This is a genomic window from Arenimonas caeni, assembly GCF_003024235.1.
Classification (GTDB): domain Bacteria; phylum Pseudomonadota; class Gammaproteobacteria; order Xanthomonadales; family Xanthomonadaceae; genus Arenimonas; species Arenimonas caeni.
On the sequence record NZ_KZ679088.1, the window covers coordinates 74,310 to 101,295 of the forward strand.

The 26,986-nt window shown below is 70.9% G+C and carries 29 protein-coding genes; 13 read left to right on the plus strand and 16 right to left on the minus strand.

Annotated features, from left to right (window positions below; translation table 11 throughout):
* The first annotated feature begins 24 nt into the window (after positions 1-24).
* On the plus strand, positions 25-657 hold the full coding sequence (locus C6N40_RS06985; protein ID WP_106990299.1) for a thymidine kinase: 633 nt from the start codon (positions 25-27) through the stop codon (positions 655-657).
* On the opposite strand, the gene C6N40_RS06990 is transcribed toward C6N40_RS06985, so the two are convergent.
* The 3 genes from C6N40_RS06990 to mutM form a co-directional block, all read right to left on the minus strand.
* Entirely contained in the window at positions 658-3,453 is a 2,796-nt protein-coding gene (locus C6N40_RS06990; protein ID WP_106990300.1) for a serine/threonine-protein kinase, read from the minus strand.
* Between the two features lie 16 nt (positions 3,454-3,469).
* Positions 3,470-4,033 (minus strand): ECF-type sigma factor, encoded by a 564-nt coding sequence (locus tag C6N40_RS06995; RefSeq protein ID WP_106990301.1) that lies wholly within the window; start codon positions 4,031-4,033, stop codon positions 3,470-3,472.
* Between the two features lie 120 nt (positions 4,034-4,153).
* A complete protein-coding gene (gene mutM / locus C6N40_RS07000; protein WP_106990302.1) occupies positions 4,154-4,966 on the minus strand; it encodes a bifunctional DNA-formamidopyrimidine glycosylase/DNA-(apurinic or apyrimidinic site) lyase in 813 nt (270 codons plus the stop codon).
* Between the two features lie 137 nt (positions 4,967-5,103).
* Between mutM and C6N40_RS07005 the strand changes: the two genes are divergently transcribed.
* Together C6N40_RS07005 and acs are read left to right on the plus strand one after the other, a co-directional pair.
* Positions 5,104-6,288: a DesA family fatty acid desaturase gene (locus C6N40_RS07005; RefSeq protein WP_106990303.1), complete on the plus strand. Its 1,185-nt coding sequence runs from the start codon at positions 5,104-5,106 to the stop codon at positions 6,286-6,288.
* Positions 6,289-6,425: 137 nt separating this feature from the next.
* A complete protein-coding gene (gene acs, locus C6N40_RS07010; protein WP_106990304.1) occupies positions 6,426-8,387 on the plus strand; it encodes an acetate--CoA ligase in 1,962 nt (653 codons plus the stop codon).
* A 22-nt stretch (positions 8,388-8,409) separates the two neighbouring features.
* Here the strand turns inward: acs and C6N40_RS07015 are convergent, their stop codons facing one another.
* The 3 genes from C6N40_RS07015 to C6N40_RS14035 all read right to left on the minus strand — a co-directional run bounded on the left by C6N40_RS07015 (position 8,410) and on the right by C6N40_RS14035 (position 10,215).
* Positions 8,410-8,937 (minus strand): cytochrome b, encoded by a 528-nt coding sequence (locus C6N40_RS07015; protein WP_106990305.1) that lies wholly within the window; start codon positions 8,935-8,937, stop codon positions 8,410-8,412.
* Positions 8,937-9,134 (minus strand): catalase, encoded by a 198-nt coding sequence (locus tag C6N40_RS14030; RefSeq protein ID WP_162782125.1) that lies wholly within the window; start codon positions 9,132-9,134, stop codon positions 8,937-8,939. The genes C6N40_RS07015 and C6N40_RS14030 overlap by 1 nt, the downstream gene beginning before the upstream one ends.
* 115 nt (positions 9,135-9,249) lie before the next feature.
* Complete coding sequence (locus C6N40_RS14035; RefSeq protein ID WP_162782126.1) at positions 9,250-10,215, minus strand: pepsin/retropepsin-like aspartic protease family protein; 966 nt, start codon at positions 10,213-10,215, stop codon at positions 9,250-9,252.
* A 133-nt stretch (positions 10,216-10,348) separates the two neighbouring features.
* On the opposite strand from C6N40_RS14035, the gene C6N40_RS14040 reads away from it, so the two are divergent.
* The 3 genes from C6N40_RS14040 to C6N40_RS07040 all read left to right on the plus strand — a co-directional run bounded on the left by C6N40_RS14040 (position 10,349) and on the right by C6N40_RS07040 (position 12,358).
* On the plus strand, positions 10,349-10,831 hold the full coding sequence (locus C6N40_RS14040; RefSeq protein ID WP_162782127.1) for an SRPBCC family protein: 483 nt from the start codon (positions 10,349-10,351) through the stop codon (positions 10,829-10,831).
* A gap of 126 nt (positions 10,832-10,957) precedes the next feature.
* A complete protein-coding gene (locus C6N40_RS07035) occupies positions 10,958-11,818 on the plus strand; it encodes a CHAD domain-containing protein (protein WP_106990309.1) in 861 nt (286 codons plus the stop codon).
* A 3-nt stretch (positions 11,819-11,821) separates the two neighbouring features.
* On the plus strand, positions 11,822-12,358 hold the full coding sequence (locus C6N40_RS07040) for a hypothetical protein (protein WP_106990310.1): 537 nt from the start codon (positions 11,822-11,824) through the stop codon (positions 12,356-12,358).
* Here the strand turns inward: C6N40_RS07040 and C6N40_RS07045 are convergent.
* Positions 12,322-13,212: an SdiA-regulated domain-containing protein gene (locus C6N40_RS07045; RefSeq protein WP_106990311.1), complete on the minus strand. Its 891-nt coding sequence runs from the start codon at positions 13,210-13,212 to the stop codon at positions 12,322-12,324. The genes C6N40_RS07040 and C6N40_RS07045 overlap by 37 nt on opposite strands.
* A gap of 2 nt (positions 13,213-13,214) precedes the next feature.
* Entirely contained in the window at positions 13,215-13,655 is a 441-nt protein-coding gene (locus C6N40_RS07050) for a PepSY domain-containing protein (RefSeq protein ID WP_106990312.1), read from the minus strand.
* Between the two features lie 108 nt (positions 13,656-13,763).
* Between C6N40_RS07050 and C6N40_RS07055 the strand changes: the two genes are divergently transcribed.
* From C6N40_RS07055 to C6N40_RS07070, 4 genes are all read left to right on the plus strand, one after another.
* Positions 13,764-14,117, plus strand: a complete 354-nt coding sequence (locus C6N40_RS07055) for a PepSY domain-containing protein (RefSeq protein WP_106990375.1) — start codon at positions 13,764-13,766, stop codon at positions 14,115-14,117.
* Positions 14,117-14,779 (plus strand): response regulator transcription factor, encoded by a 663-nt coding sequence (locus C6N40_RS07060; protein WP_106990313.1) that lies wholly within the window; start codon positions 14,117-14,119, stop codon positions 14,777-14,779. The genes C6N40_RS07055 and C6N40_RS07060 overlap by 1 nt, the downstream gene beginning before the upstream one ends.
* On the plus strand, positions 14,776-16,104 hold the full coding sequence (locus C6N40_RS07065; RefSeq protein WP_106990314.1) for an ATP-binding protein: 1,329 nt from the start codon (positions 14,776-14,778) through the stop codon (positions 16,102-16,104). The genes C6N40_RS07060 and C6N40_RS07065 overlap by 4 nt, the downstream gene beginning before the upstream one ends.
* 70 nt (positions 16,105-16,174) lie before the next feature.
* Entirely contained in the window at positions 16,175-18,262 is a 2,088-nt protein-coding gene (locus C6N40_RS07070; RefSeq protein ID WP_106990315.1) for a TonB-dependent receptor family protein, read from the plus strand.
* 90 nt (positions 18,263-18,352) lie between these two features.
* Here the strand turns inward: C6N40_RS07070 and rpmG are convergent, their stop codons facing one another.
* From rpmG to C6N40_RS07110, 8 genes are all read right to left on the minus strand, one after another.
* Positions 18,353-18,517, minus strand: a complete 165-nt coding sequence (gene rpmG, locus C6N40_RS07075; RefSeq protein ID WP_043799877.1) for a 50S ribosomal protein L33 — start codon at positions 18,515-18,517, stop codon at positions 18,353-18,355.
* A gap of 13 nt (positions 18,518-18,530) precedes the next feature.
* A complete protein-coding gene (gene rpmB / locus C6N40_RS07080; RefSeq protein WP_106990316.1) occupies positions 18,531-18,767 on the minus strand; it encodes a 50S ribosomal protein L28 in 237 nt (78 codons plus the stop codon).
* 222 nt (positions 18,768-18,989) lie between these two features.
* Entirely contained in the window at positions 18,990-19,316 is a 327-nt protein-coding gene (locus tag C6N40_RS07085) for a lipid-A-disaccharide synthase N-terminal domain-containing protein (RefSeq protein ID WP_106990317.1), read from the minus strand.
* A 3-nt stretch (positions 19,317-19,319) separates the two neighbouring features.
* Positions 19,320-20,045, minus strand: a complete 726-nt coding sequence (locus tag C6N40_RS07090; protein ID WP_106990318.1) for a glycosyltransferase family 2 protein — start codon at positions 20,043-20,045, stop codon at positions 19,320-19,322.
* A 69-nt stretch (positions 20,046-20,114) separates the two neighbouring features.
* Positions 20,115-21,017 (minus strand): ParB/RepB/Spo0J family partition protein, encoded by a 903-nt coding sequence (locus C6N40_RS07095; protein WP_106990319.1) that lies wholly within the window; start codon positions 21,015-21,017, stop codon positions 20,115-20,117.
* Positions 21,014-21,796, minus strand: coding sequence for a ParA family protein (locus C6N40_RS07100; protein WP_106990320.1), 783 nt, complete (start codon positions 21,794-21,796; stop codon positions 21,014-21,016). The genes C6N40_RS07095 and C6N40_RS07100 overlap by 4 nt, the downstream gene beginning before the upstream one ends.
* 31 nt (positions 21,797-21,827) lie before the next feature.
* Positions 21,828-22,475 carry a 16S rRNA (guanine(527)-N(7))-methyltransferase RsmG gene (rsmG, locus tag C6N40_RS07105; protein WP_106990321.1) on the minus strand — a complete coding sequence of 216 codons (648 nt, stop codon included), beginning with the start codon at positions 22,473-22,475 and terminating at the stop codon, positions 21,828-21,830.
* A gap of 25 nt (positions 22,476-22,500) precedes the next feature.
* Positions 22,501-22,944, minus strand: coding sequence for an SPFH domain-containing protein (locus C6N40_RS07110; RefSeq protein WP_162782128.1), 444 nt, complete (start codon positions 22,942-22,944; stop codon positions 22,501-22,503).
* A gap of 1,025 nt (positions 22,945-23,969) precedes the next feature.
* Here C6N40_RS07110 and C6N40_RS07115 point away from each other — a divergent pair.
* From C6N40_RS07115 to C6N40_RS07125, 3 genes are all read left to right on the plus strand, one after another.
* Positions 23,970-24,266 (plus strand): helix-turn-helix domain-containing protein, encoded by a 297-nt coding sequence (locus C6N40_RS07115; RefSeq protein WP_162782129.1) that lies wholly within the window; start codon positions 23,970-23,972, stop codon positions 24,264-24,266.
* Entirely contained in the window at positions 24,266-25,468 is a 1,203-nt protein-coding gene (locus C6N40_RS07120) for a type II toxin-antitoxin system HipA family toxin (RefSeq protein ID WP_106990324.1), read from the plus strand. Before C6N40_RS07115 ends, C6N40_RS07120 begins: the two co-directional genes overlap by 1 nt.
* 153 nt (positions 25,469-25,621) lie before the next feature.
* The gene (locus tag C6N40_RS07125; RefSeq protein WP_106990325.1) at positions 25,622-26,983 is read left to right on the plus strand and encodes a transposase; all 1,362 of its coding nucleotides are present in this window, start codon (positions 25,622-25,624) and stop codon (positions 26,981-26,983) included.
* Positions 26,984-26,986: the final 3 nt, after the last annotated feature.

Genomic DNA, 26,986 nt, shown 5'->3' on the forward strand with positions numbered 1-26,986 from the left:
CTCGCCCCACCGCCGGAACCTGCCTTGGCCAAGCTTTATTTCTACTACTCGGCGATGAACGCCGGGAAGACCACCACCCTGCTGCAGAGCGCGCACAACTACCACGAGCGCGGCATGCGCACGCTCATCCTCACCCCGAAGCTCGACAACCGCTTCGGCGAGGGCCTGGTGGCCTCGCGCATCGGCCTCAAGGCGCGCGGAACGGTGTTCACCCGCGACGACGACCTGCAGGCGCTCACCGAGGCCGACATCGCCGCGCGCGGCCCGCTGCACTGCGTGCTGGTGGACGAGGCGCAGTTCCTGTCCAAGCGCCAGGTCTGGCAGGTCACCGAGATCGTCGACAGGCTCAACGTGCCGGTGCTCGCCTACGGCCTGCGCACCGACTTCCGCGGCGAACTGTTCGAAGGCAGCCAGTACCTGCTGGCCTGGGCCGATAACCTGGTCGAGATCAAGACCATCTGCCACAGCGGCCGCAAGGCCACCATGGTGCTGCGCGTGGATGAAAACGGCCGCGCCATCAGCGATGGCCCGCAGGTGGAGATCGGCGGCAACGAGCGCTACGTCTCGGTGAGCCGCGGCGAGTTCAAGAAGGTGATGGCCGGCGAGGGCCGCATCGACCTGCAGCAGCCGCAGCTGCCGCTGGGCACGCCGGACTGATCAGCCGCCGGCGCAGCTGGCCGATTCGGTTTCCAGCTCGCGGCGAAGGCGCAGCCGCTCGGGCTGCCGTTCGACAGCCGCGGCCAGCGTGGCCTCGCGCAGCCGGCGGCCGTCGCGGAGGCGACCGGCCCGGCAGTGCAGTTCGGCCTGCAGGGCATCGAGGTGCAGGGCCCAGGCCTGGGCCACGTGCTCGCGGGCGCGGGCCTGGGTGCGCAGGCTGGCCAACTGGGCGTCGGCTTCGTCGGCCTCGCCGCGCGCCAGCGCCAGCCGTGCGGCCGCCAGGGTGAGTTCGGCGTGCGCCGCCACCTGGTCATCGCCCAGCCGGTTGCTGGCTTCCTGCAGCTGGGCGCGGGCGGCCACCAGGTCTCCGCGGCGCTGCGCGACCTCGGCCAGCAGGGCGCGTGCCCGGGCCGCCAGCGCCGGGTCGCGGCCCCGGGCCAGTTGCAGGCATTCCTGCGCCAGCGTCTCGGCGCTGCCCGCCAGGCCGCGCGCGAGGCGCACGGCCGACAGGTCGCACAGCACCGCGACGTGGTCGGCGAGGTCGTTGCCGCGGCGGCGCAGCTGCAGGCTGCGCTGCAGGGCCTCGTCGGCCTCGTCGGGCTGGCCTGACTCCCAGGCCAGCTGGCCACGCTGGTGCCAGGACGCCGCCACTTCCGGATGCTCGGGGCCGAAACGCGTGACCAGGCGTTCGTGGGCGCTGCCCAGCAGCTGGCCCGCCTCGGCCAGTTCGCCCTGCAGGAGCAGCATCTCGCCCAGCGGCCGCTGCACGGCGGTGGTGAGGGGGTGGTTGAGCCCGAAGCGGTCGAGCGTGATCTGCAGCGCCTGGCGGAAGGAGGACTCGGCCTCCATCGGGTCGCCCAGCGCCAGCTGGTAGCGCCCCAGGTCGCGCCAGATCTCCACGCCCAGCGCATTGCGGTCGCCGCCGGATTCACGCAGCAGGCCCAGCGCTTCGCGCAGGCCCAGCACGGCGTCGGCATAGCGGCCTTCATCGGCGAGCAGGCCGGCCAGGTCGGCGCGGCTTTCGGCCTGCAGCGGCTTGCCGGCGTCGCCGTCGGTGCGCAGGGCCAGCGCGCGCCCGAACAGGTCGCGCGCCACTTCGCGGCCGCCGAGCTGCCGGTGGCAGCGGCCCAGCTGCGACAGGAACTCCGCCGAGGCATCCCGCAGCGCCGCACCCTGCTGCTGGACCACCGGCAGCCAAGGCACCAGGGCGCGCACGCAGGTTTCCGGCTGGCCCAGGGCACGCAGGCTCCGGCCGCGCAGGGCGGCCGCCTCGATGCCGAGCCGGGCCGGGTCGCTGCCCTCGAGCTGGGGCAGCAGGGTGGCCTGGCGGTCAAGCAGCTCCAGCGCCTGGCGGTCGTCACCCAGGCCCTGGCGCAGCCGCGCGATCAGGCCCAGCAGTTCGGCGCGCGACTGCGGCTGCGCGCGCAGTTCGGTGTCGGCGCGGCGCACGCCGGCGTCGAGCAGCGTGCGGGCATCGAGCCCGCCGTCGCCGGCCTGTTCGGTGTTCTCGAACAGCGCCACCACGAAGTCCTGCATCGCCTGCGCGCGCTCGGCTTCGCGCAGCGCGCGATTGGTCTGCCAGGCCATGAAGGTCACCGCGCCCACCGCCAGCGCGGCGAACACGGTGCCGGCCGCCAGCGCCACCGCATTGCGCCGGGCGAACTTGGCCGCGCGATAGCCCAGGCTGTGCGGGCGCGCCAGCACCGGTTCGCCCTCCAGGTGCCGGCGCAGGTCCTGGGCCAGGGCCTCGACCGAGACATAGCGGTCTTCCGGGGCCTTGGACAGCGCCTTGATCAGGATGTTGTCGAGGTCGCCGGCCAGTTCGGCGGCCAGCCGGCGCGGGTTGGGATCGCCGCGCTCGCGCGCGAGCTTCAGCGCCGCCTGCGAGGGCCGCACCGGCTCGCCGCTGAGGATGGCTTCTTCCCAGGCCGCGTCGGTGCTGCGCGTGGGGTCGTAGGGCTTGCGGCCCACGAGCAACTCGTAGAGCACCACGCCGAGCGCATACACGTCGGTCATCGTGGTGATCACCCCGTTGCGCAGCTGCTCGGGCGCGGCGTAGTGCAGGGTGAAGGCGCGGGTACCGGTGCCGGTGACCAGGCTTTCGCCGTGCGGCTCGTCGAGCAGCTTGGCGATGCCGAAGTCGAGCAGGCAGACGTCGCCGGCGGGCGTGACCAGGATGTTCGAGGGCTTGAGGTCGCGGTGCACCACCAGGTTGGCGTGCGCGTGGCTCACCGCCGCGCACACCTGCAGGAACAGCTGCAGCCGCGCGTGCACCGGCAGCCTGAGCTGCTCGGCGTACTGGGTGATCGGCTCGCCCTGCACGTAGTCCAGCGCCAGGTAGGGCTGGCCGTCGGTGCTGACGCCGGCATCGAGCAGGCGGGCGATGTGGGCGTGGCCCAGCCGCGCCAGGATCTGTCGCTCGCGGGTGAAGCGCTGGCGCAGGCCGGCGTCGCCCAGGCCGGGGCGCAGCAGCTTCACCGCCACCCGGCGCTGGTAGAGGCCGTCGGCGCGGATGGCCAGCCACACCTGGCCCATGCCGCCTTCGCCCAGCGGCTTCTCGAGCTTGTAGGGACCGACGGACTGGCCCGCCTGGGGCGCGAACAGGGAGGCGTCGACCACCGATTCGGCCAGGAAGTCGGGCCGGGCTTCCTCGAGCGAGATCAGCTTGCGCAGTTCCTCGGCCAGGGGCGCGTCCACGGCGTCGATCTCGGCCAGGCGCCGGTCGCGCGCCTGCGGTTCGAGTTCGATCAGCTCGTCGAGCAGCAGCGACAGCGTGGACCAGCGTTCCGTGTCCACGGCGGCTGGCCCCGTCTCAGCCCTGCAGTGCCGCCAGCAGGAACATGCGGGCCTTCTGCCAGTCGCGGCGCACGCTGCGCTCGGAACGCTTGAGCAGGCCGGCGATCTCGGTTTCCGACAGGCCCGCGAAGTAGCGCATTTCCACCACCTGGGCCAGGCGCGGGTCGAGGTCGTTGAGCTTGTTGAGCGCCACGTCCAGGCCCAGCATCTCTTCGTCCAGGCGCATGCCGCCGCCGGCATCCTCGGGCAGGTCGGTGACCCGGTGCAGGTCGCCGCCGCGCTTTACCGCCATGCGCTGGCGGGCGTAGTCCACCACCACCGAGCGCATGGCGCTGGCGGCATAGGCGAAGAAGTGCGCGCGGTCCTCGAACTCTGCCTCGGCGCGGCCGGCGAGCTTGAGGTAGGCCTCGTGGACCAGGGCGGTGGTGTCGAGCGTATGGCCGTGCTGCTGGCCGCCGAGCTGGCGCCGGGCCATGCCGTGCAGCTCGCGGTAGAGCGTGGCCAGGACCCGGTCGAGCGCCGACTTGTCGCCGCCACGGGCGGCGCTGAGCCACTGGGTGATGTCAGCCGTTTCGTTCATGGTTCCCCGGAACCCGTCTGCCGCGGGCTGGGGACACTATAACCAAAGTGCCGGCGGTATCACCGTTCCGGAAGGCAGGGGTCGGAGGTGACTTCCCCTGGAAATCACCTCCGACCCCCATCAGCGCTGGCAGCCGGGGCACCAGGCGGTGGCCCGGTTGCCCATGCGCCCGTCCCGGATCGTCCGGCCGCACACCTTGCAGGCCTCGCCCTCGCGCCCGTACACGAACAGCTCCTGCTCGAAGTACCCCGGCGCCCCGTCGGGGCTGAGGAAGTCGCGCAGGGTGGTGCCGCCGCGGGTGATGGCGTGGGCCAGGATGGCCTTCACCGCGGCGGCCAGGCGCCGGTAGCGTTCGCGGCTGACCGAGCCGGCCGCGCGCCCGGGGGCGATACCCGCCTGGAACAGGCTCTCGGCGGCGTAGATGTTGCCCACGCCCACCACCACGGCCTGGTCCATCAGGAAGGTCTTCACCGGGGCCTTGCGGCCGCGGCTGAGGGCGAACAGGTAGTCGCCGTCGAAGGCGTCGGACAGCGGTTCGGGGCCCAGATGGGCCAGCAGTTCGTGGGTTTCGCCGGCCGGCTGCCAGAGCAGGCAGCCGAAGCGGCGGGGGTCGGTGAAGCGCAGCACCCGGCCCGAATCCAGGGCCAGGTCGACGTGGTCGTGGGCGGCCACCGGCGTTTTCGCCGGCAGCACCCGCAGCATGCCGCTCATGCCCAGGTGCAGCAGGGCGCTGCCCGGGGCGGTGTCGAGCAGCAGGTACTTGGCCCGCCGGCGCACCCCCAGCACCCGCTGGCCGGGCAGCTCGCGCGCCACCTCGGGCGGGATCGGCCAGCGCAGGTCCGGCCGGCGCAGCGCCACGCCGGTGATCCGGCGGCCCTCGACGTGCGGGGCCAGGCCGCGCCGGGTGGTCTCGACTTCGGGCAATTCAGGCATGTGCGGATTATCCCGGATGCCGGGCTTGCGTGAACGGCGGGGAGCCCCCACAACGAGCGGCAGGGTGATTTCGCCGTGAAGGGCGGGCATCATCCCCTTGTCCATGGGCCTCCGGCCCGCCCCCCTGGAGTTTCGCGATGTCCCCCGAGCTTTACGACTGGCTGGCCCGCGGCCTGACGCAGGCCAGTTATTGGCAGATGGCCGCCTTTTTCCTGGTGATGGTGCAGACCACCATCTTCACGGTGACCCTCTACCTGCACCGCAGCGCCGCCCACCGTGGCGTCGACTTCCACCCGGTGATCACCCATTTCTTCCGTTTCTGGGCCTGGCTCACCACCGCCATGGTCACCAAGGAGTGGACCGCGGTGCACCGCAAGCACCACGCCAAGTGCGAAACCGCCGAAGACCCGCACAGCCCGCGCTTCCACGGCATCAACCGGGTGCTCTGGCGCGGCGTCGAGCTCTTCCAGAGCGCGCGCAACGACAAGGAAATGCTCGAGAAGTACGGCAAGGGTTCGCCGGACGACTGGATCGAGCGCAATCTCTACAGCCGCATGCCGACCATGGGTCCGGTGACCATGCTGGCCATCGACCTGGCCCTGTTCGGCATCCCGGGCGTGGCGATCTGGGCCCTGCAGATGGCCTGGATCCCGTTCTGGGCCGCCGGCGTCATCAATGGCCTGGGCCACTGGTGGGGCTACCGCAACTTCGACACCGCCGACACCGCCACCAACCTCACCCCGTGGGCGTTCTGGGTGGGCGGCGAGGAACTGCACAACAACCACCACGCCTTCCCGAGCTCGGCCAAGTTCGCCCTGCGCAAGTACGAGTTCGACATCGGCTGGGCGGTGATCCGCGTCCTGGAGAAGCTGCGCCTGGCCAAGGTGCTGCGCGTGGCGCCCGAGCTCGACGTGCGCCCGAACATCCAGGTGCCCGACGCCGACACCCTGCGCGCGATGATGGCGCACCGCTGGCAGGTGGCCACCGACTACTACAAGTTCGTGCTCAAGCCGCACCTGCAGGCCGAGGCCGCCGACCTGCCGGGCCGCCTGCGCCGCGCCTTCCGCAGCGAGGGCAAGTGGCTGGGCGAGGAGCAGCGCGCGAAGTTCAGCGCCTGGATCGCCGAGCGCCCGCAGACCGCGCAGCTGATGGAGTTCCGCGCCCGCCTGCTGGCCATCTACGAGGTCAGGAGCGCCGAGGCCGAGGCCAAGATGGAGGCCCTGCGCGTCTGGTGCGCCGAGGCCGAAGCCTCCGGCATCCGCCAGCTGCAGGAGTTCTCCGAGCGCCTGAAGGGCTACTCGATGGCGCCGGCCCGCGCCTGACCGTCGCCGCCAGGCTGAAACCGAAGGGCCCGCGAAAGCGGGCCCTTTTTCGTCCGGCCGCCGGCGGGTGTCCAGGAAGGGCGGCGGGCGGGTAACCTTCGGGCATCTGGCGCGGCCGAGGGCCGCAGGAGCCCACCATGTCCGAGCGCATCGTCCCCGTTCCCCCGGCCTTCGAGGCCACCGCCGCCATCCGGCGCGCCGACTACGAGCGCGACTACGCCGAGTCCCTGCGCGACCCGGAGGCCTACTGGTCGAAGGTGGGCCGGCGCCTGCAGTGGTCGAAGCCCTACACGCGGGCCAAGGACACCAGCTTCGACCCGGAGGACTTCCACATCCGCTGGTTCGCCGACGGCGAGCTCAATGTGGCGGTGAACTGCCTCGACCGGCACCTGGCCGAGCGCGGCGACAAGGTGGCCATCGTCTGGGAAGCCGACGACCCGGCGACCGCGCCGCGCCGCATCACCTACCGCGAGCTGCACGCCATGGTCTGCCGCCTGGCCAACGCCCTCGGGCAGCTGGGCGTGGTGAAGGGCGACCGCGTCACCATCTACCTTCCGATGATCCCCGAGGCCGCGGTGGCCATGCTGGCCTGCGCCCGCATCGGCGCCATCCACTCGGTGGTGTTCGGCGGCTTTTCGGCCGATTCGATCGCCAACCGCATCGCCGACTGCACCAGCAAGCTGGTGATCACCGCCGACGAGGGCCTGCGCGGCGGCAAGACCATCCCGCTCAAGGCAAACGTCGACGAAGCGCTGGGCAAGCCCGGCACCAACAGCGTGGAAACCGTGCTGGTGGTGCGCCACACCGGCGGCGGCGTGCCCATGCAGATGCCGCGCGACCGCTGGTACGACGCCGTGGTGGAGGCGCAGCCGGCGACGCACGAGGCCAGGCCGATGAACGCGGAGGACCCGCTGTTCATCCTCTACACCTCGGGCAGCACGGGCAAGCCCAAGGGCGTGCTGCACACCAGCGGCGGCTACCTGGCGTGGGCCGCCTACACGCACGAGTGCGTGTTCGACCTCAAGGAAAACGACATCTTCTGGTGCACCGCCGACGTCGGTTGGGTGACCGGCCACAGCTACGTCGTCTACGGCCCGCTCGCCAACGGCGCCACCTCGGTGATGTTCGAGGGCGTGCCCACCTACCCCGACCCGGGCCGCTTCTGGGAAGTGTGCGACCGCCACCAGGTCACGATCTTCTACACCGCGCCCACGGCCATCCGCGCGCTGATGCGCGAGGGCGATGCGCCGGTGAAGCGCAGCAGGCGCGACTCGATCCGCCTGCTGGGCAGCGTCGGCGAGCCGATCAACCCGGAAGCCTGGGAGTGGTACAACCGCGTGGTGGGCGAGGAGCGCTGCCCGATCGTGGATACCTGGTGGCAGACCGAGACCGGCGGCATCCTGATCTCGCCCCTGCCCGGCGCCATCGCCACCAAACCCGGATCGGCCACGCTGCCTTTCTTCGGCGTGCAGCCGGCCCTGGTGGACGCCGAGGGCCACGTGCTCGAGGGCGCCACCGAGGGCAACCTGGTGCTCAGGGATTCCTGGCCGGGCCAGATGCGCACGGTCTACGGCGACCACCAGCGGTTCATCGACACCTACTTCAAGACCTATCCGGGCATGTACTTCACCGGCGACGGCTGCCGTCGCGATGCCGACGGGTACTACTGGATCACCGGCCGCGTCGACGACGTGATCAACGTCTCCGGCCACCGCATGGGTACGGCGGAGGTCGAGAGCGCGCTGGTGGCGCATCCGGCCGTGGCCGAGGCGGCGGTGGTGGGTGCGCCGCACGACATCAAGGGCCAGGGCATATACGCGTACGTCACCCTGAAGGAAGGCGTCGAGGCCGATGATTCCTTGCGCAAGGAACTCATTGCCCATGTCAGGCACGAGATCGGCCCGATCGCCGCGCCCGACTGGCTGCAGTGGGCACCGGGCCTGCCCAAGACCCGCAGCGGCAAGATCATGCGGCGCATCCTGCGCAAGATCGCCGAGGCCGGCCCCGAGGGCGTCGACCGCGGCACGCTGGGCGACACCTCCACGCTGGCCGACCCGGCGGTGGTCGATTCGCTGGTGCGCGAGCGGCAGCACCGCTGAGCGGCGGGCCGGCGCAGCGACCTCAGCGCTTGCCCGTCATCGCCTCGAACACGCCGTCGCGGCGCACCCAGGCGTGGTGCAGGGCGCCGGCGACGTGGGCGAGCACCAGCGTGAAGAAGGCGTAGCCGAGGATGCCGTGGGCGCTGCGCAGCAGCGTGTATAGCCCGGGATCCTGCGGTGCCAGCGGCGGCAGCGTGAAGCCGAAGGGCAGTGGCACCAGGTAGCCGCCGGCCGAACTCATCGCCCAGCCGAGCAGCGGCATGGCGAACATCAGCGCATACAGCGCCACGTGCGAGGCGCCGGCGATGCGCGCCTGCAGGCGCGGCAGGTCGCCGGGCAGGGGCGGCGGCGGATTCCGGCGCCGGTGGCGCAGGCGGATGAGCGCGAGCAGCAGGATCAGCAGGCCCAGCGGCCGGTGGATGTCGATGAGCCACGGCCGCAGCTCGAGCGAGGTGACCATGGCCACGCCGATGAACAGCATCGCCAGGATCATCGCCGCCATCGACCAGTGCAGCCAGCGGGCGGTGCGGGTGAATTGGACCTGGGCCATCACGGCGTCTCCTGGCCGGCGACTTCGCGCTGGCGGCGGTTGAACGACACCGAGTAGGCGGCGGCGCGCGCGGCCAGCACCGGGTCGCGCGAGGGCGCGATGCCCATGGGCAGCACGGTGGGGTCGAAGTTGATGTCGCGGCAGTCACCGCTGGCCTGGTCGTAGGCGCGCTCGAGCACGAAGGTGCCGGCGGCCACGCGCCGGCGCGTTTCGGGCCAGGGCTGCGACGGGTCCTCGATCGGGTCGCCGTCCCCGGCGAGCGTCAGCTCCAGCGTCCAGCGCAGCGGGCCGTTGGCCAGCCGCGCGGACAGCTCAGCGCGTTGGTTTGGGGCCCGGGCTGAACCAGGCGCGGGCGGCCGGGTAGTCCACCACCATCCGCACGTGGCGGAAGGCCGAGCCGCCCAGCGCGCCCCAGGTCGGGCGGTCCATCATCGAAGCCATGTATTTCTGGAAGGCACCGGGCGGGCGTTCGGTGAACCACACCGGGCCGATCGCCAGGCCGCCGATGACGAGCTCCGGCACCTCGATCATTCGGAAGGACTGGCCGCGCAGCGCGTCGCCGCGCCCGAGCACTCGCCATTCCGGGTGCGCCGCGGCCCAGCGTTCGAATACCTCGCGCTCGATGAAGGACGTGCCCACCGGCGTGCCGGCCGGCAGCCCGAACACGGCGGCCGCATCCTCGCCCAGCGTGGCCGTGGCGCCGGTGTCGAGCAGCACGTGAAGTTCCTCGCCGGCCACGGTCATCGGCATGGACGGGAAGTGCATGCTGCGCTGGCCGTCGCCGCGTACCTGGAAGCCCAGGTCGACGCCGTGCATGCCGGGCGTGGGCTCGAAGGCCTCCAGGCGCTGCAGCGCACCGGCGGGATAGTCGAAGTCCCAGATGCCATCGGCGAACCAACGCCCGCCCAGGAAACCGTCGGCCCGCACATGGAAGGCGGACGGCGGCACCACGGCCACGCGGCCGTCCATGAAATGGCGCGGCGCCGGCGGCAGTCCGAAGCCGTCGTCGAAACGCGGGAAGGGCGCGATCTGCATCGCCTGGCCATCGGCCTCCACCGTTTGGATGGCCAGGCCCAGGGCCTCGGCCACTTCCTGCGAGATCGCATTGAAACCACCGCCGGTGTCGGTGAACAGGCGCAGTTCGCGACCGTCCACGCGCGGCGTCAGCCAGACCTGGTCGTGCACGAATTGCGCCGGCACCGGCTGCGCGGCGATCGGGGCGGCGGCCAGGGCCAGGCCCAGCAGCGCGGCGCGAAGGAGATTCGGGCGGGGTTTCATGCGCGGCTCCGGAAAGGGCGAGGATCGCAGGCTATCGCGCCAGCCCCGGCCCCGGGGCGGCTTGCGACGAAAGACCGGGCGGGATGAACCGCGCTCCGTGGACACCCCCGGCACCAGCGGTCAAAATCAGGCCATGCGCCTGACTGTCTCCGCCGAACGCAGCCTGCCCTGCACTCCCGACGTCGCCTTCGAACTGGCGACCAACCCGGACAAGTTCCCGGCCTTTTTCACCGGCTTCGGTCCGGTGCATGGCATCAGCGGCATCCGCCTGCATTCCGAACTCGCCAGGGGCAGCCAGCGCCGCGTGCACATGGTCGACGGCAGCGTGCTCACCGAGCGCGTCACCGAACACGACCCGCCGGTGCGCCACGGCTACACGCTCACGGGCTTCCGGCCGCCGATGGCCTGGCTGGTCGGGAAGGGCGAGGCGATGTGGACCTTCGCCGGCCACGAGTTCGGCTCCCGCGTGCGCTGGGACTGCGAATTCACCCTGGCCAGGCGCTGGCTGGCGCCGGTGGCGCTGGTGGTGCTGCACCTGTTCATGCGCCGGGCCATGTACCGCTGCCTGAAGAACATGCAGCGCTCGCTGGAGGCGCCTGCCACGGCGACGTCCTGAGGGGCGAAGTGCGGCCGCCGGCGCCGTTCGCCAGCCTGGCGCCTGGACGGGGGTTGATGCATATCAAGGGAGGTCCCGGCGGGCGGGTCTAGTCTGGACTCCTTCCAAGGGAGGGAGCGCCCGCCCATGCCCAAGGCCTCGCCAGCACCGCCACCGGAGGCCTCGCCACCGGAGCCTGCCCCGCCCGCCGCCAAGCCGGCGACGGGCGAGGCCTTGCGCGACTTCGCGCTGGCCGAACTGGCCAACGCGGTGCGGCAGTTGGCGCGCGAGGGAGACGCGCGCCATTCCGGTGTCCACCAGGCCCGCAAGTCGCTGCGGCGCGTACGCGCCACGCTGGCCTTGGCCCGGCGCGGGCTGGGCGGGCCAGGCCGGCGCCTGGACGAGGAGCTGGGGCGCCTGTGCCGGGGGCTGTCGCCGCTGCGCGACGGCCAGGCCCTGGTCGAGGCGCTCGGGCGGCTGGGCCCCACGGCGCCGCCGGCCCTGCAGGCGCAGTTGCCGCAGGCCATCGGGCTGGCCGAGGCGCGCCGCGAGGGACTGCTCGCGCGGGCCTTGGCCCGGGATCCGGAATTCGCGCGCCGGCGGGCGCGCATCGGGCAGTTCGCCGGGCGCCTGGCGCGCCTGCCCTGGGGCGAGGTGCGCGACAAGCATGTTGCCCGCGCCGTGGCGCGCAGCGAGCGAAGGCTGGCGAGGGCGCGCAAGCGGGTGGCGCGCCAGCCCGGGCACGACGAACGCTGGCACGTGCTGCGCCGCCGGCTGCGGCGCCTGCGCCAGCAGGACCACCTGTTGCTGGGCCTGTCGCCGTCGCTGCGGCCGGCCGGCGGCGTGCCGCTCGACGAAGCGGCCGCGCTGGGCGAGGCCCAGGACGACGTGCTGCTGCTGCGCCACTGCGGCTCGCATTCGCCGTTCCCGCCGGACCTGCGCCGCGCGCTGCGGGCGCTGGCCCGCGAACGCCTGCAGCGCGTGCGCGACGCCACCAACGGGGCCTGAGCCATGGCCAGCATCCACCTGCGGCTGCAGTCGCTGGAACAGCTTTACGACAGCTTCGACCCGGCGCCCTTTCCCGACAAGGCGCTCGACCGTCGTGTCGAGACCTACCTGCTCGAGAGCGCCGGCGAGCACGGGCATTTCGAACCGCTGGAAGTCGTGCTGCACGGCACGCCGGCCTTGCAGGCGCGGCTTGCCGACATCGCCGATGCGATCCATGCCCACTTCGAACTGGTGTCCAGGCAGGCCGAGCAGCGCCACCGCCGGCGCCGCCGGGTGGGACGGATCGCCTTGCTCGCGGGCCTGACGACGCTGGGCGGCGTACTCACGCTGCGGCACTGGCTGGCGATGACGCCGGTGCCCTTCGGTGAAGTGCTGTCGGAGGGGCTGCTGATCCTGGCCTGGGTGGCGCTGTGGCGGCCGATCGAATCGATCGGCTTCGATTCGTGGGAGAGCCGGATCGAGCGCGGCATCCTGCGCCGGCTGGCGCAGGTGCCGGTGCGGTTTCAGGGCTTGCCGGCCGCGGCGTCCCCGGGCGCGTAGCGCGAGGACCACAGCGGCGTCGGCAGGCGTTCGGCGCCCACCAGCGCGCGGCCGGGCGTGGCCGACAGCGCCAGGGCCTCGGCCTTGCGGAGCCTTGGCATCGGCACGACCTGCGGTGGGCGCGCGAGCACGCTGGCCCAGGGTTCGCCCGGCGTGCGAAGCCACAGGTAGAGGCCACCGTAGCTGAGCACCATCAACTGCCGGCCCGAGGCGTCGAGGTCGAGCCCGGTGGCATCGCCTTCGATCGCGCCGGCGGCCGGCGAACCCAAGTATTCGGCCACGACGGTTTCTTCCGCGTCGCGCGCCGACAGCGGCACCCGGTAAAGGCGCGCGGGCTTGTCGCGCTTGCTCAGCACGAGCAGGTCGCCATTGGCGACGTCGACGGCGATGCCCTCGGCGTCGCGCGGTCCGTCCGGATAGCGAAAGCGCAGCGTCCAGGCGACCTGCGCGCGGGTGTCGCCACGCGCCGGTTCGGCCAGCGCGTGCACCACCACCTCGTCGCGCACGCCGCGGTTGTCGCCCACGTCGCCCACCAGCAGCCAGTGCGTGTCGCCCTCGCGCCAGATCGCCAGGGATTCCGTGTCACGCCACCAGGCATTCACCCACACGCGACCCAGCGCCCGGCCCTGTTCGTCCAGGCGGTACAGGCGCGGCAGGCTGCCGCTGTCGTTGATCGACCAGAGCACGCCGGGATCGCGCGCCGAGGCCACCAGGCCGCTCATCTCGCTCAGCCCGGCGTCCTCGACCCAGTTCACGCCCTCCGGCGGGGCGGGCAATGGCGCGGAACTGCAGGCCGCCAGGACGGCGGCCAGCAGTGCCGTGGCGCAGGCCACGCCATGGCGCGTCTCGCGCATGCTCAGTCTTCCAGGTCCGGGTGCACGGCGACGATGCGGCCGTCGAAAGCGCTGATGCGCAGCTCCACCGGCTGGCCCTGGGCGTCGAGTGCGTCGGCGTCCCAGAGCGCGCCGTCGCGGTCGACGTCGTGCACGCTCTGGTAGCCCGCGGCCTCGATCGAGGCCAGCACGTCGGCCAGGGGCAGCATCGGCCGGTCGGCCATCGGGTCGAACACCTCGCCGGTGGCCGGGTCCAGGGCGACCTCGCCCCAGCGGCCGTTGGCGCGGCGCACCTCGGCTTCCCAGAGGCCGTCGTCGAAGTCGATCTCGCGCACTTCGGCGTAGCCGGCGTCACGCAGGGTGGCCAGGGCCTCGCCGGCGGCCGGCGCGGGGGTGGTGGACTGGGCCAGGGCCGGGGCGGCGAAGGCAGCGATCGCGAGCAGCAGGATGCGGGGGGTATTCATGGCGTTACTCCTTGGTTGTGGGGTGGCGCCAGTTTCCGCAGCCGGCCTAACAGCACGGTGATCGCTCCGTTCACACTCGGGTTAATGGTTTTGGGCATCCTCGTGCCCATGCGCGTCTTGCCGCCCCTGCTGCTCCTGCTTGCCCTCGCCGGCCTGGCCGCGGCCTGCACTTCGCCGGCGACCGACCAGCCCCCCGTGCCGGCCACGGGGCAGGACGACCCCTATGCGGCCCTGCCCGAACGCGACCACGAGCGCGTGCGCGCCGCGGTCGCCCGCGGCGAGATGGTTCCGCTGTCGGGGATCCTTGCCGACGCGCTGGCGCGCTATCCGGGCACCGTGCTCGAAGTGGAACTCGAAGGCAGTGAATACGAGGTGGAGATCCTCGGCGCCGACGGCGTGATCATGGAGATCGATTACGACGCCCGGACCGGCGAGTTGCTGGAGGCCGAGGTAGACGACTGATGCGCGTGCTGCTGGCCGAGGATGACGCCGAGCTCGCGCGCCAGCTGGCGTCGGCCCTGACCGATGCCGGCTTCGCCGTCGACCACGCCGTCGACGGCGCCGATGCCGAGTTCCGCGGCCAGACCGAGGACTACGACGCCGCAGTGCTCGACCTGGGCCTGCCGGGCATGGACGGGCTGTCGGTGCTCGACGCCTGGCGCGCCGCCGGCCGCCGCCTGCCGGTGCTGGTGCTGACTGCGCGCGGGCGCTGGCACGACAAGCTGGCCGGCTTCGACGCCGGCGCCGACGACTACCTGGTCAAACCCTTCCCGGTCGACGAGCTGGTGCTGCGCCTGCGCGCGCTGGTGCGTCGCGCCGGTGGCCACGCGCATCCGCGCATCGCCCGTGGCGCGCTCGTGCTCGACGACAATGCCGGCCGCTTCCTGCTGCACGGGCAGCCGCTGTCGCTGACCGCGCAGGAACACCGCATCCTGGCCTACCTCGTGCACCGCGGCGAAGCGGTGGTCAGCCGCACCGAACTGGGCGAGCACGTGTACGAGCAGGGCTACGACCCAGATTCGAACGTGCTCGACGTACTGATCGGCCGCATCCGCCGCAAGATCGGCGCCGATCGCATCGTCACCGAGCGCGGCAAGGGCTTCCGGCTGGTGGCGCTGCCGTGAACTTCCGCCGCTCGCTGCGCCTGCGCCTGCTGGCCACCGGCGTGGCCGGCGTGGCGGTGGCGGCGCTGGCCGTGGCGCTGTGGCTGGGCCAGGCCTTCCGTGATGCCTCGGAACGCACCTTCGACCGCGGGTTGGCCGACGAACTGCGCACCCTGATCGCGATGGGCGAGGTGGATGCGCGCGGCCGTTTCGTGCTCGAGGCCGAGCCCGAGGACCATCACTATTCGCAGCCCTATTCGGGCCACTACTGGCGCGTCGTCGCCGGCGACCGGCAGTTCCAGTCGCGCTCGCTCTGGGATGCGGGCTTCGAGCCGGTGATGCCGGACCGGGCCGGGCCGCCGCGGATCGTCGAACTGCCGGGCCCGCGCGACGCCACCCTGCGCGTGCTCATGCAGGCGGTCGATTACCCGGGGCTGGATGCGACGGTGGTCTTCATGGTGGCGGCCGACCGCGCGCCGCTGGAGGCCGAGGCCGCCGACTTCCGCCTGCTGGCCGGCGGCGCGGTGGCGCTGGTGGCCGTGTGCCTGCTGGGGCTGCTGGCGCTGCAGGTGGGCTTCGCCCTGCGCCCGCTCAACCGCCTCGCCGACACCGCCGGACGCGTGCGCCGCGGCGAGGCGGCCCGTTTCCCCGAACAGGGCCTGCCCAGCGAGGTCGAGCCGCTGGCGCGCCACCTCAACGAACTGCTCGAGCACCACGAGCGTTCGGTGCAGCGCGCGCGCACCGCCGCCCAGGACCTGGCGCATGCGCTCAAGACACCGCTGACGGTGCTCTCGCTGGAGGCCGAGCGGCCCGGCGCGCGCACCGCCGAGGTGCTGCGCGAGCAGGTGGTGCGCATGCGCCAGTCGGTGGACCGCCACCTGGGCCGAAGCATCACCGCCGACCAGCGCGCGCGCACGCCGGTGGCGCCGGTCGCGCACGCCCTGCTGGCGCTGATGGCGCGCGTGCACGGCAGCCGTGGCCTGGATTTCGTGCAGGCCCCGGGCGGCGAGGACCTGGTGTTCGCCGGCGGCCGCGAGGACCTGGAGGAGATGCTCGGCAACCTGCTCGACAACGCCGGCAAGTTCGCGCATTCGCGGGTCGAGCTGGCCGTCGCCCGCGAGGGCGACCAGCTGGTGCTGGCCGTCCGCGACGACGGCCCGGGCCTGCCGCCGGGCACGCCGGCGGACGTCACCGAGCGCGGCGTGCGCCTCGACCAGCGCCAGCCCGGCTCGGGCCTGGGCCTGGCGATCGTGCGCGACATCGCCGAGGGCTACGGCGGCACGCTCGAACTCGATTCCGGCAAGGGCGGCTTCTGTGCGCGCCTGCGCCTGCCGCCCGGCAGCTGAGTCGCCCCGGCGGCGCAAGCACGCGGACTTGCTGACGCGCAGCCGACGCGCTGCGGCTTACCATCCCGGGGTGGATCGACCTGCCCTCTCCCTGCTGGCCTTCGTGCTCGCCCCCGCCTTCGTGGCCGCGGCCGAGCCGCCGACGGTGCTCGACCCGCTGGTCGTCACCGCCACGGCGCAGGAGCGCCCGCGAAGCGAAGTGCCCGCCGCCGTGGACGTGGTGGACGGGGACGCCCTGCGCCTGGCGCGGCCGGCGCTCTCGCTCGCCGAAAGCCTGCCGCGCGTGCCCGGCGTGGTGGTGCGCGATCGCCAGAACCAGGCCCAGGACCTACAGCTGTCCATCCGCGGCTTCGGTGCCCGCGCCAGTTTCGGCGTGCGCGGCCTGCGCCTGTACAGCGACGGCATCCCGGCCACCATGCCCGACGGCCAGGGCCAGGTGTCGCACTTCGCGCTCACCGCGGCCGAGCGCATCGAGGTGCTGCGCGGGCCGTTCTCCGCGCTGCATGGCAACGCCGCCGGGGGCGTGGTGTCGGTGACCACCGCGATGCCCGCGGGCGATCCGGTGCTCGAAGCCGGGGTCCTGGGGGGTGCCGATGGCCTGTGGCGCCTCGATGCGAGCTGGGCCGGCAGCCTGGACGACGACGATCGCCAGCGCCTGCGCGTGGACTGGCAGCGCTCGGCGGCCGACGGCTACCGCGAGCACTCGGCCTGGCGCCGCGACGCCGCGCAGCTGGCCTGGCGCGCAGAACTTCCCGGCGACGGCGAACTGCGCTTGCTGGCCAACCACCTGGACCTGGCGGCCGACGACCCGCAGGGCCTGGACGCCGCCCGGCTGGCGGGCAACCGCCGTGCGGCCAGCGCCGGCGCGCTGCAGTTCGACACCCGCAAGACCGTTTCGCAGCAGCAGCTGGGCGCACGCTGGCGGCAGCCGCTGGCCGACGCGCACGAACTGGCGCTGGTGGCCTGGGCCGGGCGTCGCCGGACCTTCCAGATGCTGTCGGTGCCGGTGGTGGCGCAGGCCAGCGCCACGTCGGGCGGCGGTGTGATCGACCTCGACCGCGATTTCGGCGGCGCGGACCTGCGCTGGCAGTGGCAGCCTTCCGACGCGCTCACCGTCACCGCCGGCGCGCTGCACGAGCGCGCCGAGGAAGCGCGGCTGGGCTTCGAGAACTACATCGGCACGCAGCCGGGCGTGGTGGGCGCGCTGCGCCGCGACGAGGACAACCGCGTCACCGGCGACGATGCCTACCTGCAGCTTGACGCAGCGCTTTCCGAACGCTGGCGTTTGAGTGCCGGCCTGCGCCACAGCCAGGTGCGCTTCCGCTCGAGTGACCGCTACGTTCGCCCGGGCAACCCGGATGACAGCGGCGCGCTGCGCTATTCGCGCACCACGCCGGTGCTGGGCCTGCTGTTCGAGGGCGGCGAAGGCTGGAGCGTTTACGCCAACGCCGGCACCGGTTTCGAGACGCCTACCTTCGCCGAGCTGGCCTACCGCAACGACGGCGGCAGCGGCCTCAACGACGCGCTGCGCCCCGCGCGCAGCCGCCACCTCGAGCTCGGCGCGCGCGGCGCCAGCGAGTCGCTGCGCTGGGACCTGGCGCTGTTCCAGGCGCGCACCGAGGACGAGATGGTGGTGCTGTCGAGCCAGGGCGGCCGCAGCGTGTTCGGCAATGCCGGCCTCACGCGCCGGCGCGGCGCGGAGTTCTCGTTCGAGGCGCGGCTGGCGCCGGACTGGAGCCTGGCGGCGAGCGGCACCTGGCTCGATGCCCGGCAGTTGCGCGACGTGTGCACGACGCCGGCCTGCGGGCCGGGCGAGCGCCGCATCGTGGCCGGCAACGTGCTGCCCGGCGTGGCGGCGCGCTTCGCCTGGGCCGAGCTGCGCTGGGACGCGAGCCTGGACACCACGCTGCTGCTCGAGGCGCGCGCCACCAGCGGCTTCTACGCTGATGACCTCAACACCGCCCGCGCGCCGGGCCACGGCCTGCTGGGCCTGGGCGTCGAACACCGCTTCGGCCCGCGCCTCACCGCCTGGGCGCGCGTGGACAACCTGCTGGACCGCGAGACCATCGGCTCGGTCATCGTCAACGAGGCCAACGGCCGCTACTTCGAGCCGGCGCCCGGCCGCACGTTCTTCGTCGGCCTGCGCGCGAACTTCTGACGTGGGAAAAAGAAAACCCGCCACTTGGGCGGGTTTTCTTCGGAAAGCTTCGCGGCTGAAGCCGCTACTACAGGTAGTCCGCAGGGCGGATTACTTGATCTTGCCTTCCTTGTAGATCACGTGCTTGCGAACGACGGGATCGTACTTCTTGATCTCCATCTTGTTCGGGGTGGTCTTCTTGTTCTTGTCGGTCGTGTAGAAGTGACCGGTGCCGGCCGACGAAGTCAGGCGGATCTTGTCGCGCTTGGATGCCATGGTTCAGTCCTCCTCAGATCTTCTCGCCGCGGGCGCGCATTTCGGCCAGGACGGCGTCGATGCCGTTCTTGTCGATGGTGCGCAGGGCGTGCATGGAAACACGCAGCTTCACCCAACGGTTCTCCGAGGCAACCCAGAAGCGGCGCTCGTGCAGGTTGGGAAGGAAACGGCGGCGGGTCTTGTTGTTGGCATGCGAGACGTTGTTGCCGCTCTGCACGCCCTTGCCGGTAACTTGGCAAACTCGGCTCATGGTGTGGCTCCTGGGTAGGACTGGCCGCCCATAGCCCGGGCGGCGGCGGCCCCGCGCGGCGGGCCGGATGGCCTGCAGGCGCATGCGATGCGGGATACAGCGAACGCTCCGCCAGGGGCCGGGATCGCACTACCGGGGCCAGGGCCGTGGGGGCAGATGCGGAGCGAGCCGCGCATTATGCCCGCGCCCGGCCCCGCAGGCAAGACTTATCCACAGGGGGGGCTAGTGCCCGGGGCGGTCGTGGTGCCAGCCGTGGTGGCGGATGTCGAGCCAGAGGCTGTAGGCGGCGGTGAAGGTGGGGAAGAGGTTCTGGAGCACGCCCACCGAGTCCTGCTTGGACGAGAACAGGAAGTAGCTCAGGGTCATGAACGAGCCCAGCAGGCTCATGTACCAGAACAGCCGGGGGATGACCGGCCTGCCGGCCCGGCGGCTGGCGACGAACTGCACCAGCCAGCGGCCGCCGAACATCAGGGCGCCGGTGTAGCCGATCATCTTCCAGGGCGTGATGTGCAGGCCGGTCCAGTCCAGCCAGAGGATCTCCTGGTCCATCGCTCACTCCAGTTCGCGGATGTCGGTGCGCTTGCTGCGCGTGATCAGCCAGGCCACGCCCATCAGGTCGCGGATGCCGACCAGGGCGCGGCCGAAGTTGGTGTACTTGGAGCTGCCCGCGCCGCGCGGCCGGTGGTTCACCGGCACCGAGACGGTCTTCCAGCCGGCGCGCTGCATCAGCGCCGGCAGGTAGCGGTGCATGTGGTCGAAATAGGGCAGGTCGAGGAAGGCGGCGCGCTCGAACAGCTTGGTGCCGCAGCCGGTGTCGGGCGTGGCGTCGCGCAGCAGGCGCGAGCGGATGGCGTTGGCCCACTTCGAGGCCCACTTCTTGCTGCCGGTGTCCTGGCGGTTGACGCGCCAGCCGGCGTAGAGCTTCACGTCGGCCTGGCCGGCGTCGCGGGCGGCCAGCAGTTTCGGCAGGTCGGCCGGGTCGTTCTGGCCGTCGCCGTCGAGCGTGGCCACCCAGGGCGCCCGGGCAGCCTTCACGCCGTTGCGGATGGCCGTGCTCTGGCCGCTCTGCTGGTGGTGCGCCAGCACCCGCAACTCCGGCGTGCCGGCGCGGGCGCCCTGCAGCAGGGCCAGGGTGCCGTCGCGGCTGCAGTCGTCGACGAAGATCACCTCGAAGGGCACCACGCCGCGCAGTGCGGCGACGACCTCCCCCAGCAGGGCCAGTACATTGCCCTCCTCGTTGAAGGCGGGAATGACGACCGACAGCTGCGGTTGGCTCACGGGGGCCTCGGGGAGGTTGGGCAGGAACGAATTCTGGCAGGGGCCCCGTTAACGGATCGCTATCGGCGATCAGCCGCGCAGGCGTTCGAGGATGCCGTCCAGCGCCTCGAGGCCGTGGTAGTTGATCACCAGCTTGCCGCGACCGCCGCGGCCATGCTGCACGGCCACCTTGGCGCCGAGCTTCTCCGACAGCTCGCGCTCGAGGGCGGCGATGTCGGCGTCGGTCTTCTTCGCCGGGGCCTTGGTGGGCTTTTTGCCGGGGATCTGGCCCTTGGCCATCAGCTGGGCGCGGCGCTCGACCTCGCGCACGCTCCAGCCCTCGGCCACGGCCTCGCGGGCCAGGGCCAGCGCCGCCTGCGGCGCCAGGGTGAGCAGGGCGCGGGCGTGGCCCATTTCCAGCTGGCGTTCCTCGAGCAGCCTGCGGATGCCCTCGGGCAGCTCGAGCAGGCGCAGCAGGTTCGACACCGAGGCGCGCGAGCGGCCCACGGCCTCGGCGGCCTGCTGGTGGGTGAGCGAGAACTCGTCGATCAGGCGGCTCAGGGCCAGCGCCTCTTCCAGCGGGTTGAGGTCCTCGCGCTGGATGTTCTCGATCAGCGCCATGGCGATCGAGGCGCGGTCGTCGACCTCGCGCAGCACCACCGGCACGTCGGTCAGGCCGGCCTGGGTGGCGGCGCGCCAGCGGCGTTCGCCGGCGATGATCTCGTAGCGCGGCTGGCCGTCCTTGCCGTTGCCGATGGCGCGCACGACGATCGGCTGGATCAGGCCCTGGGCCTTGATGGACTCGGCCAGCTCGGTGAGCTTGGCCGGATCCATCGCGCTGCGGGGCTGGTACTTGCCGGGCTGGAGCTGCAGCAGCGGCAGGGTGCGCAGGCCTTCGCCGGCGGTCGCCTCGTCCGCGGGCGCGGCGCCCTTGTTGCCGGTGCCCAGCAGGGCGTCGAGGCCGCGGCCGAGGCCGCGCTTCTTGCTGCTCATGCCATCTCCTTGTGCATCTTCTTTTCGCGCCGCACGATCTCGCCGGCCAGGCCCAGGTAGGCGATGCCACCGCGCGAGGCGCGGTCGTAGCCGACGATCGACTGGCCGTGGCTGGGCGCCTCGGCCAGGCGCACGTTGCGCGGGATGATCGAGCGGAACACCTTTTCGCCGAAGTGGCGGGTGAGTTCGCCCGACACCGCGTTGGCCAGGTTGTTGCGCACGTCGAACATGGTGCGCACGATGCCTTCGATCTCCAGCGCCGGGTTGAGCTTGGCCTTGAGCGCGTTGATGGTGTCGACCAGCGAGCTCAGGCCCTCGAGCGCGAAGTACTCGCACTGCATCGGCACGATCACGCCGTCGGCCGCGGCCAGCGCATTGAGCGTGAGCAGCGAGAGCGAGGGCGGGCAGTCGATGATCAGGTAGTCGTAGTTCTCGCGCAGCGGCGCCAGCGCGGCCTTCAGGCGCTGCTCGCGGCCGGCCTCGTCCATCAGGCGGATTTCGGCGGCGGTGAGGTCGATGTTGCCCGGCAGCAGGTCGAAGCCCTCCGGCGACTTCACCACCGCGGCGCTGGCCGGGCATTCGCCCAGCAGCACTTCGCAGGCGGAATTGCCCAGTTCGCGCTTGTCCACGCCGGAAGCCATGGTGGCATTGCCCTGCGGGTCGAGGTCGACCAGCAGCACCCGGCGCGGCGTGGCGGCCAGCGCGGCGGCCAGGTTCACGGCGGTGGTGGTCTTGCCGACCCCGCCTTTCTGGTTGGCAATGGCGATGATGCGACCCATGGATGCTCCTTCCCCGACCCCGAACGGGGGATTATGCCGCCTGAGCCGGGTCGCGGGTGATCGTGACCAGGTGGCGTTCGCCTTCCAGGCCCGGGACCGAGAGGGGCTGCACGGATTCGACCGCCCATCCCGGCGGCAGCGCGGCGATCTCGGCGTCGGGACGCAGGCCCTTCATCGCCAGCAGGCGGCCGCCCGGGGCCAGCAGGTGGCCGCCGACCTCGAGGATGCCGGCCAGGGTGTCCATGGCGCGGGCGGTGAGCTGGTCGTAGGCGCCGGGCTCGTCCACGGCCTCGGCGCGCGATTCGAGGACCCGCGCGTTGGCCAGGCCGAGCTTGCGCACCACTTCGCGCATGAAGCGGCACTTCTTGCCGTTGCTCTCCACCAGGGTCACCTCGAGCCCGGGCACGGCCAGCGCCAGCGGGATGCCGGGCAGGCCGGGGCCGGTGCCCAGGTCGGCCAGGCGGCCGGGGCGCACGGCCCGCCACATCGACAGCGAGTCGAGCAGGTGCTTGTGCAGCATCTCGCGCGGGTCGCGGATAGCGGTGAGGTTGTAGGTCTTGTTCCAGCGGTCGAGCAGGGCCAGGTAGTCGAGCAGCTGGCCAGCCAGCGGCTGCGTCGGCAGGCCGAGCGCGGCCAGCCCGGCTTCGAGTTCGGGCGCGAGGTGTTGGAGCGGGTTCATGCCGCCATTATGGCGGGGTCGGATGTCAGGCGGGATGCAGCGCGCAGCGGATCACCCGCAACCCCATCCGCCCCAAGCGCCGGTTGAGTTCGGCCTTCAGGGTTTCGGCCAGGGTCGGGGCATCGTCGTTGGCTGCCGGCAGGCTGGCCAGGGCGTCGCGGGCCTGGTCGGTCACCAGGGCGTCGACGCGGTCGAGCGCCTCGCCGGCCTGGGCCGGGTCGAGGATCTGGTAGTAGAGCTCGGCTTGGGTGCCGGATTCGCCAGGAATTTCAAGGTGATGGCCGATCAGGCAGACCGGCTGGCCCAGCTGGTCCAGGCCCGGCAGGGTCCAGCGCCAGCCCGGCCCCAGGGCCCGAACGAAGCGCCCGAAGCGGTGCACCGTGACCACGCTGTTGTCAGGCACCCGGCGCAGGCCGGTGAGCCAGGCCAAGGGTGCCAGGGGCAGCGGAACGGGCAGCAGCGGAGACATGAAAGTCATTTGGTGGCGGGGGGTTACCCAGTCTTTCTGAAGCTTAGCATTCAAAACGTGACTGGTTTCACAATTCGGCCAACGGCCCCTTGACCGGGCCTGCTGGGCAGAACACCAAAGTCCGTACCGGAAATACGGACTTTGGTGTTTCTGGTCATTTCTTGCCCACGTACGGACTATGGTGTTTCGGAGAAGGCCGAAACTTCCTCAGAATCAACGACCTGCTGCATTCCGACATGGTAGGCCGACTTTCAGCAGGACCTGATCAAAGGAGAAGGTGTCCTGCCTCGCGGCGGCCGGGAGGGGGATCTGATTTGGAGTTGTCCGTGGATCTCAAGTCTTATTCCCCGCCAGGATGACCGCGACGCCGCTTGACCGGCTGACCCACCACTGACAAATCGTCGAGGCCGGGATCGACTGATGCTGGTTCCGGTACAGCAGCCGCAGGGCAAAAACCAAGATCCGGGCCCGGGAGCAGGTCCGGGTTCAAAAGGCGAAGAGGGGCGCCGATCCAGCCAAGGGACTTGGCGGCCGAGGCTAAACTGTGACCAAACCCGGGGCTGGATTCCCCCGGTCCATTCCCTGGTTAATTTTCAGTGCGCAGGGGTGGTCATTCTTGGGCGCACGTAGATACCAATGAGCCAACTCCACTCTTTAGGGAGACACGATGGTCACGTGAAGCAGCGCCGGCTGGATCCCGATGCACTTGTCCTGAGAGAGACGGATTAGCCTTATGCAGAGATCCAGCCGCGCTCGAGTGGGCGGCTTCGGTGAAGAGGCCGGGACGAACACCATCCTCATGACGGCGGACGCCACTTAAACCGGGCTGGGTCCACAGATTGGGGGCGGGCAGTAGTCACCGGCCAGACGCAGTCCCCCAGCCCCATCCCCGGGACTACGCTCAGGCGGCAGGTCCTCACGCCCCAGAAGGCGGGGCCCCGTGCTGACTGTCGGTATTGGCTTGAATGTGAACTCAAAAGGCGTATAAACGCTCATATATGAGCCCTACTGCCCGCCCGCTACCCATGTCCCCAGAGACCGCCGAGGCCCTGACGAGCATGGGCCGCGCTATCCGCGACGCCCGTCTTGCCCGGAAGCTGCGCCATGCGGATCTGGCCTCGCGTGCCGGCATCAGCGTGGCCACGCTCAAGCGCCTTGAGCGAGGAGACCCGACCTTGGCCGTCGGTCGATTCCTCGAGGTCCTGACCGCTCTATCGCCCTCCCTGCTTGCGGATCTGGTGAAGACGGTTCGCGCCGATCCCACGGGCGATGCCCTGCGGCGCAAAGCCATGGGCGAGCGGTCGAGACGGGAGGACTTTTGATGCGGCTCTACCTGTGGGCTCCTCTGGGTGGGCAGTGGCAGGTCGCGGCCCGGCTCGACTGGACGCGGGATGTCGGCTCCTTCCGGTATGCCCCGACCTGGCTGGAGACAGCCGGCGCCTACCCGCTGGACCCTCTAAACCTGCCGCTCGAGGACTCGGAGCGCGTCATCGAAGAAAACAAAGGCATTTCGGGCGTGCTTTCGGATGCAGGGCCCGATCGCTGGGGGCGCCGGCTGATAGAAAGACTGGCCCAGCGCCCCCCGCGGGACGAAGCCGAATGGGTGCTGGCCACCGCCGGCAGTGGCAGCGGCGCACTCCGCGCCTCCCTATCCCGCGACGCCCTTGCTCCGGTGCGGACGCCCTACGCCCAGGTGACGCTGGAGCAGCTCGAGGAAGCCTCGCGGACCTTGGCCGAAGGCGGGTTCCCGCCGCCGCCGCTGTACGAAATCCTTTGCGTGCAGAGTGGCGCCTTGGGTGGTGCCCGCCCAAAGGCCGCGATGAGCATCGACGGCCGCGAGGTCATTGCCAAGTTCCAGCAGCCGCAGCACGACACGGTCGACGTGCCCAAGGTCGAAGCCGCCTGTCTGGCGCTGGCGCGTCGGTCGGGCATCGACGCCATCAATGCCACCCTCGTCACTGTCCACGGCAGGAGCGTCTTGCTCGTGGACAGGTTCGATCGTCAGGATCGCGAGCCTGTGCACTATCTGAGCGCCCGGAGCCTCCTGAACGTCTACCGCGCGACCGAGCAGGACGCCGTGGCGCCGGCGGGTCGGGCCACCTACGCCGCCTTGGCCGCGGCAGCCCGGCGGATCGACGTGGAGGGCGCGGGCCCAGAGCTGTTCCGTCGACTGGCCTTCAACTACGCGATCGGAAACACCGACGATCACCTTCAGAACCACGGCTTCCTGTTCGACGGTGCCTGGCGCCTGGCCCCCGCTTTCGATCTGGTGGCCCAAGGAGGCGACAGCCTCGCCATCGGCGCGGGTCGCCAGGGAAGGGCTCGGACCAGAGAGAACGTGCTGTCCGGGGCAGGCGACTTCGGCCTCAAGCCACAAGAAGCCGAGGAGCTGTTGGAGCAGGCGATCGAGGCGGCGCGTGGGCTGGGCCCCGAGCTTGATCGGCACGCGATGCCCGCAGGTGAGCGGGTGCAGGTGCTGCGGAATCTATGCGCCGAAGCAAAGCTTGACGTCACACCGACGTAGAGATGGAGTTGGCAGCGCCTTGGTCTTGCCAATCTGCCCGAACGTCTTTCGAGAGCAAGTCCACTTTCGACCTATTCCGTTGAAAAACTCGGTTGAATCGGCCTCCTGAAGCTGGTCCACTGACTTCCCATCGATCCAGCGGAAATCGCAGCGATGATGGGACGTCAGGAAGCCGGGCAAGCGCCCCTGTTCTACGCCTTCAACCTCGAAGACCACGTCCCGGCAAACCACCTTCTCCGCGGTATAGACCAGTTCCTGGACTTGGGTGAGCTGCACCAGCACCTGGCCCCGCACTACAGCCATACCGGGCGACCCTCCGTCGATCCAGCCCTGCTGATCCGGATGCTGATCGTGGGCTACTGCTTCGGCGTCCGCTCGGAGCGTCGACTGTGCGAAGAGGTGCACTTGAACTTGGCGTACCGGTGGTTCTGCCGGTTGGGCCTTGAAGATGCCGTGCCGGACCACTCGACGTTCTCCAAGAACCGCCACGGCCGCTTCCGCGACAACGACACCCTGCGCTTCGTGTTTGAGAAGGTGCTCGAACGCTGCCTGGCCGAGGGCCTGGTCGGCGGCGAGGGCTTCGCGATCGACGCCAGCGTGATCAAGGCCGACGCCAATCGGCAGAAGGGCGTGCCCGGCGCCGACGTGGCCTGGGACCGCGAGTCACCGCTCACGCGCCCGGTCCGCGAGTATCTGGAGGCGCTGGACGACGCGGAGGCGCCGCGCACTCCGCCCAAGAACGTGTCGCTGACCGACCCGGCGGCGCAGTGGACCGCGGCGCCGGGCGGTCCCGCCTTCTATGCTTACTCGACCAACTACCTGATCGACGTCAAAGCCGGCGTCATCGTTGATGTGGAGGCGACGCCCGCCTATCGAACCGACGAGGTCGAAGCCACGCGGACAATGGTCGATCGGGTCGAGCAGCGATTCAATCTCAAGCCGACCCGGCTGATCGGCGACACGGCCTACGGCACCTCGGAAATGCTGGGCTGGATGGTGGATGAGAAAGACATCGAGCCCCACGTGCCGGTCTGGGACAAAGCTCAGCGCAAGGATGGGACGCTGGGACGATCGGACTTCACTTGGGACGCCGACGCGGCCGAGTATCGCTGCCCGCGAGGCAAGCCGCTGCGATCCAGCGGCAAACCAACCGCCGACAACACGCTTATCTATCGCAGCAACTTTCACGACTGTGCCGGCTGCGAACTGAAGTCGAAGTGCTGCCCAAACACAACGCACCGGAAGATCGCCCGCCAGGTGAACGAGGCCGCGCGAGACGTGGCGCGCCAGCTGGCGAAGACGAAACGATACGAACAATCACGGCGACACCGGAAGAAGGTCGAGATGCTGTTCGCGCACCTGAAACGCATATTGAAGTTGGACAGGTTGCGACTACGCGGCCTGAAGGGCGCCCGAGATGAGTTCCTCTTGGCCGCTACCGCGCAGAATTTACGAAGAATGGCAGCGTGGTTGATGCCGAAACGCCCCGAAGGGGCAATGGCAATGGCCCATTGAGAG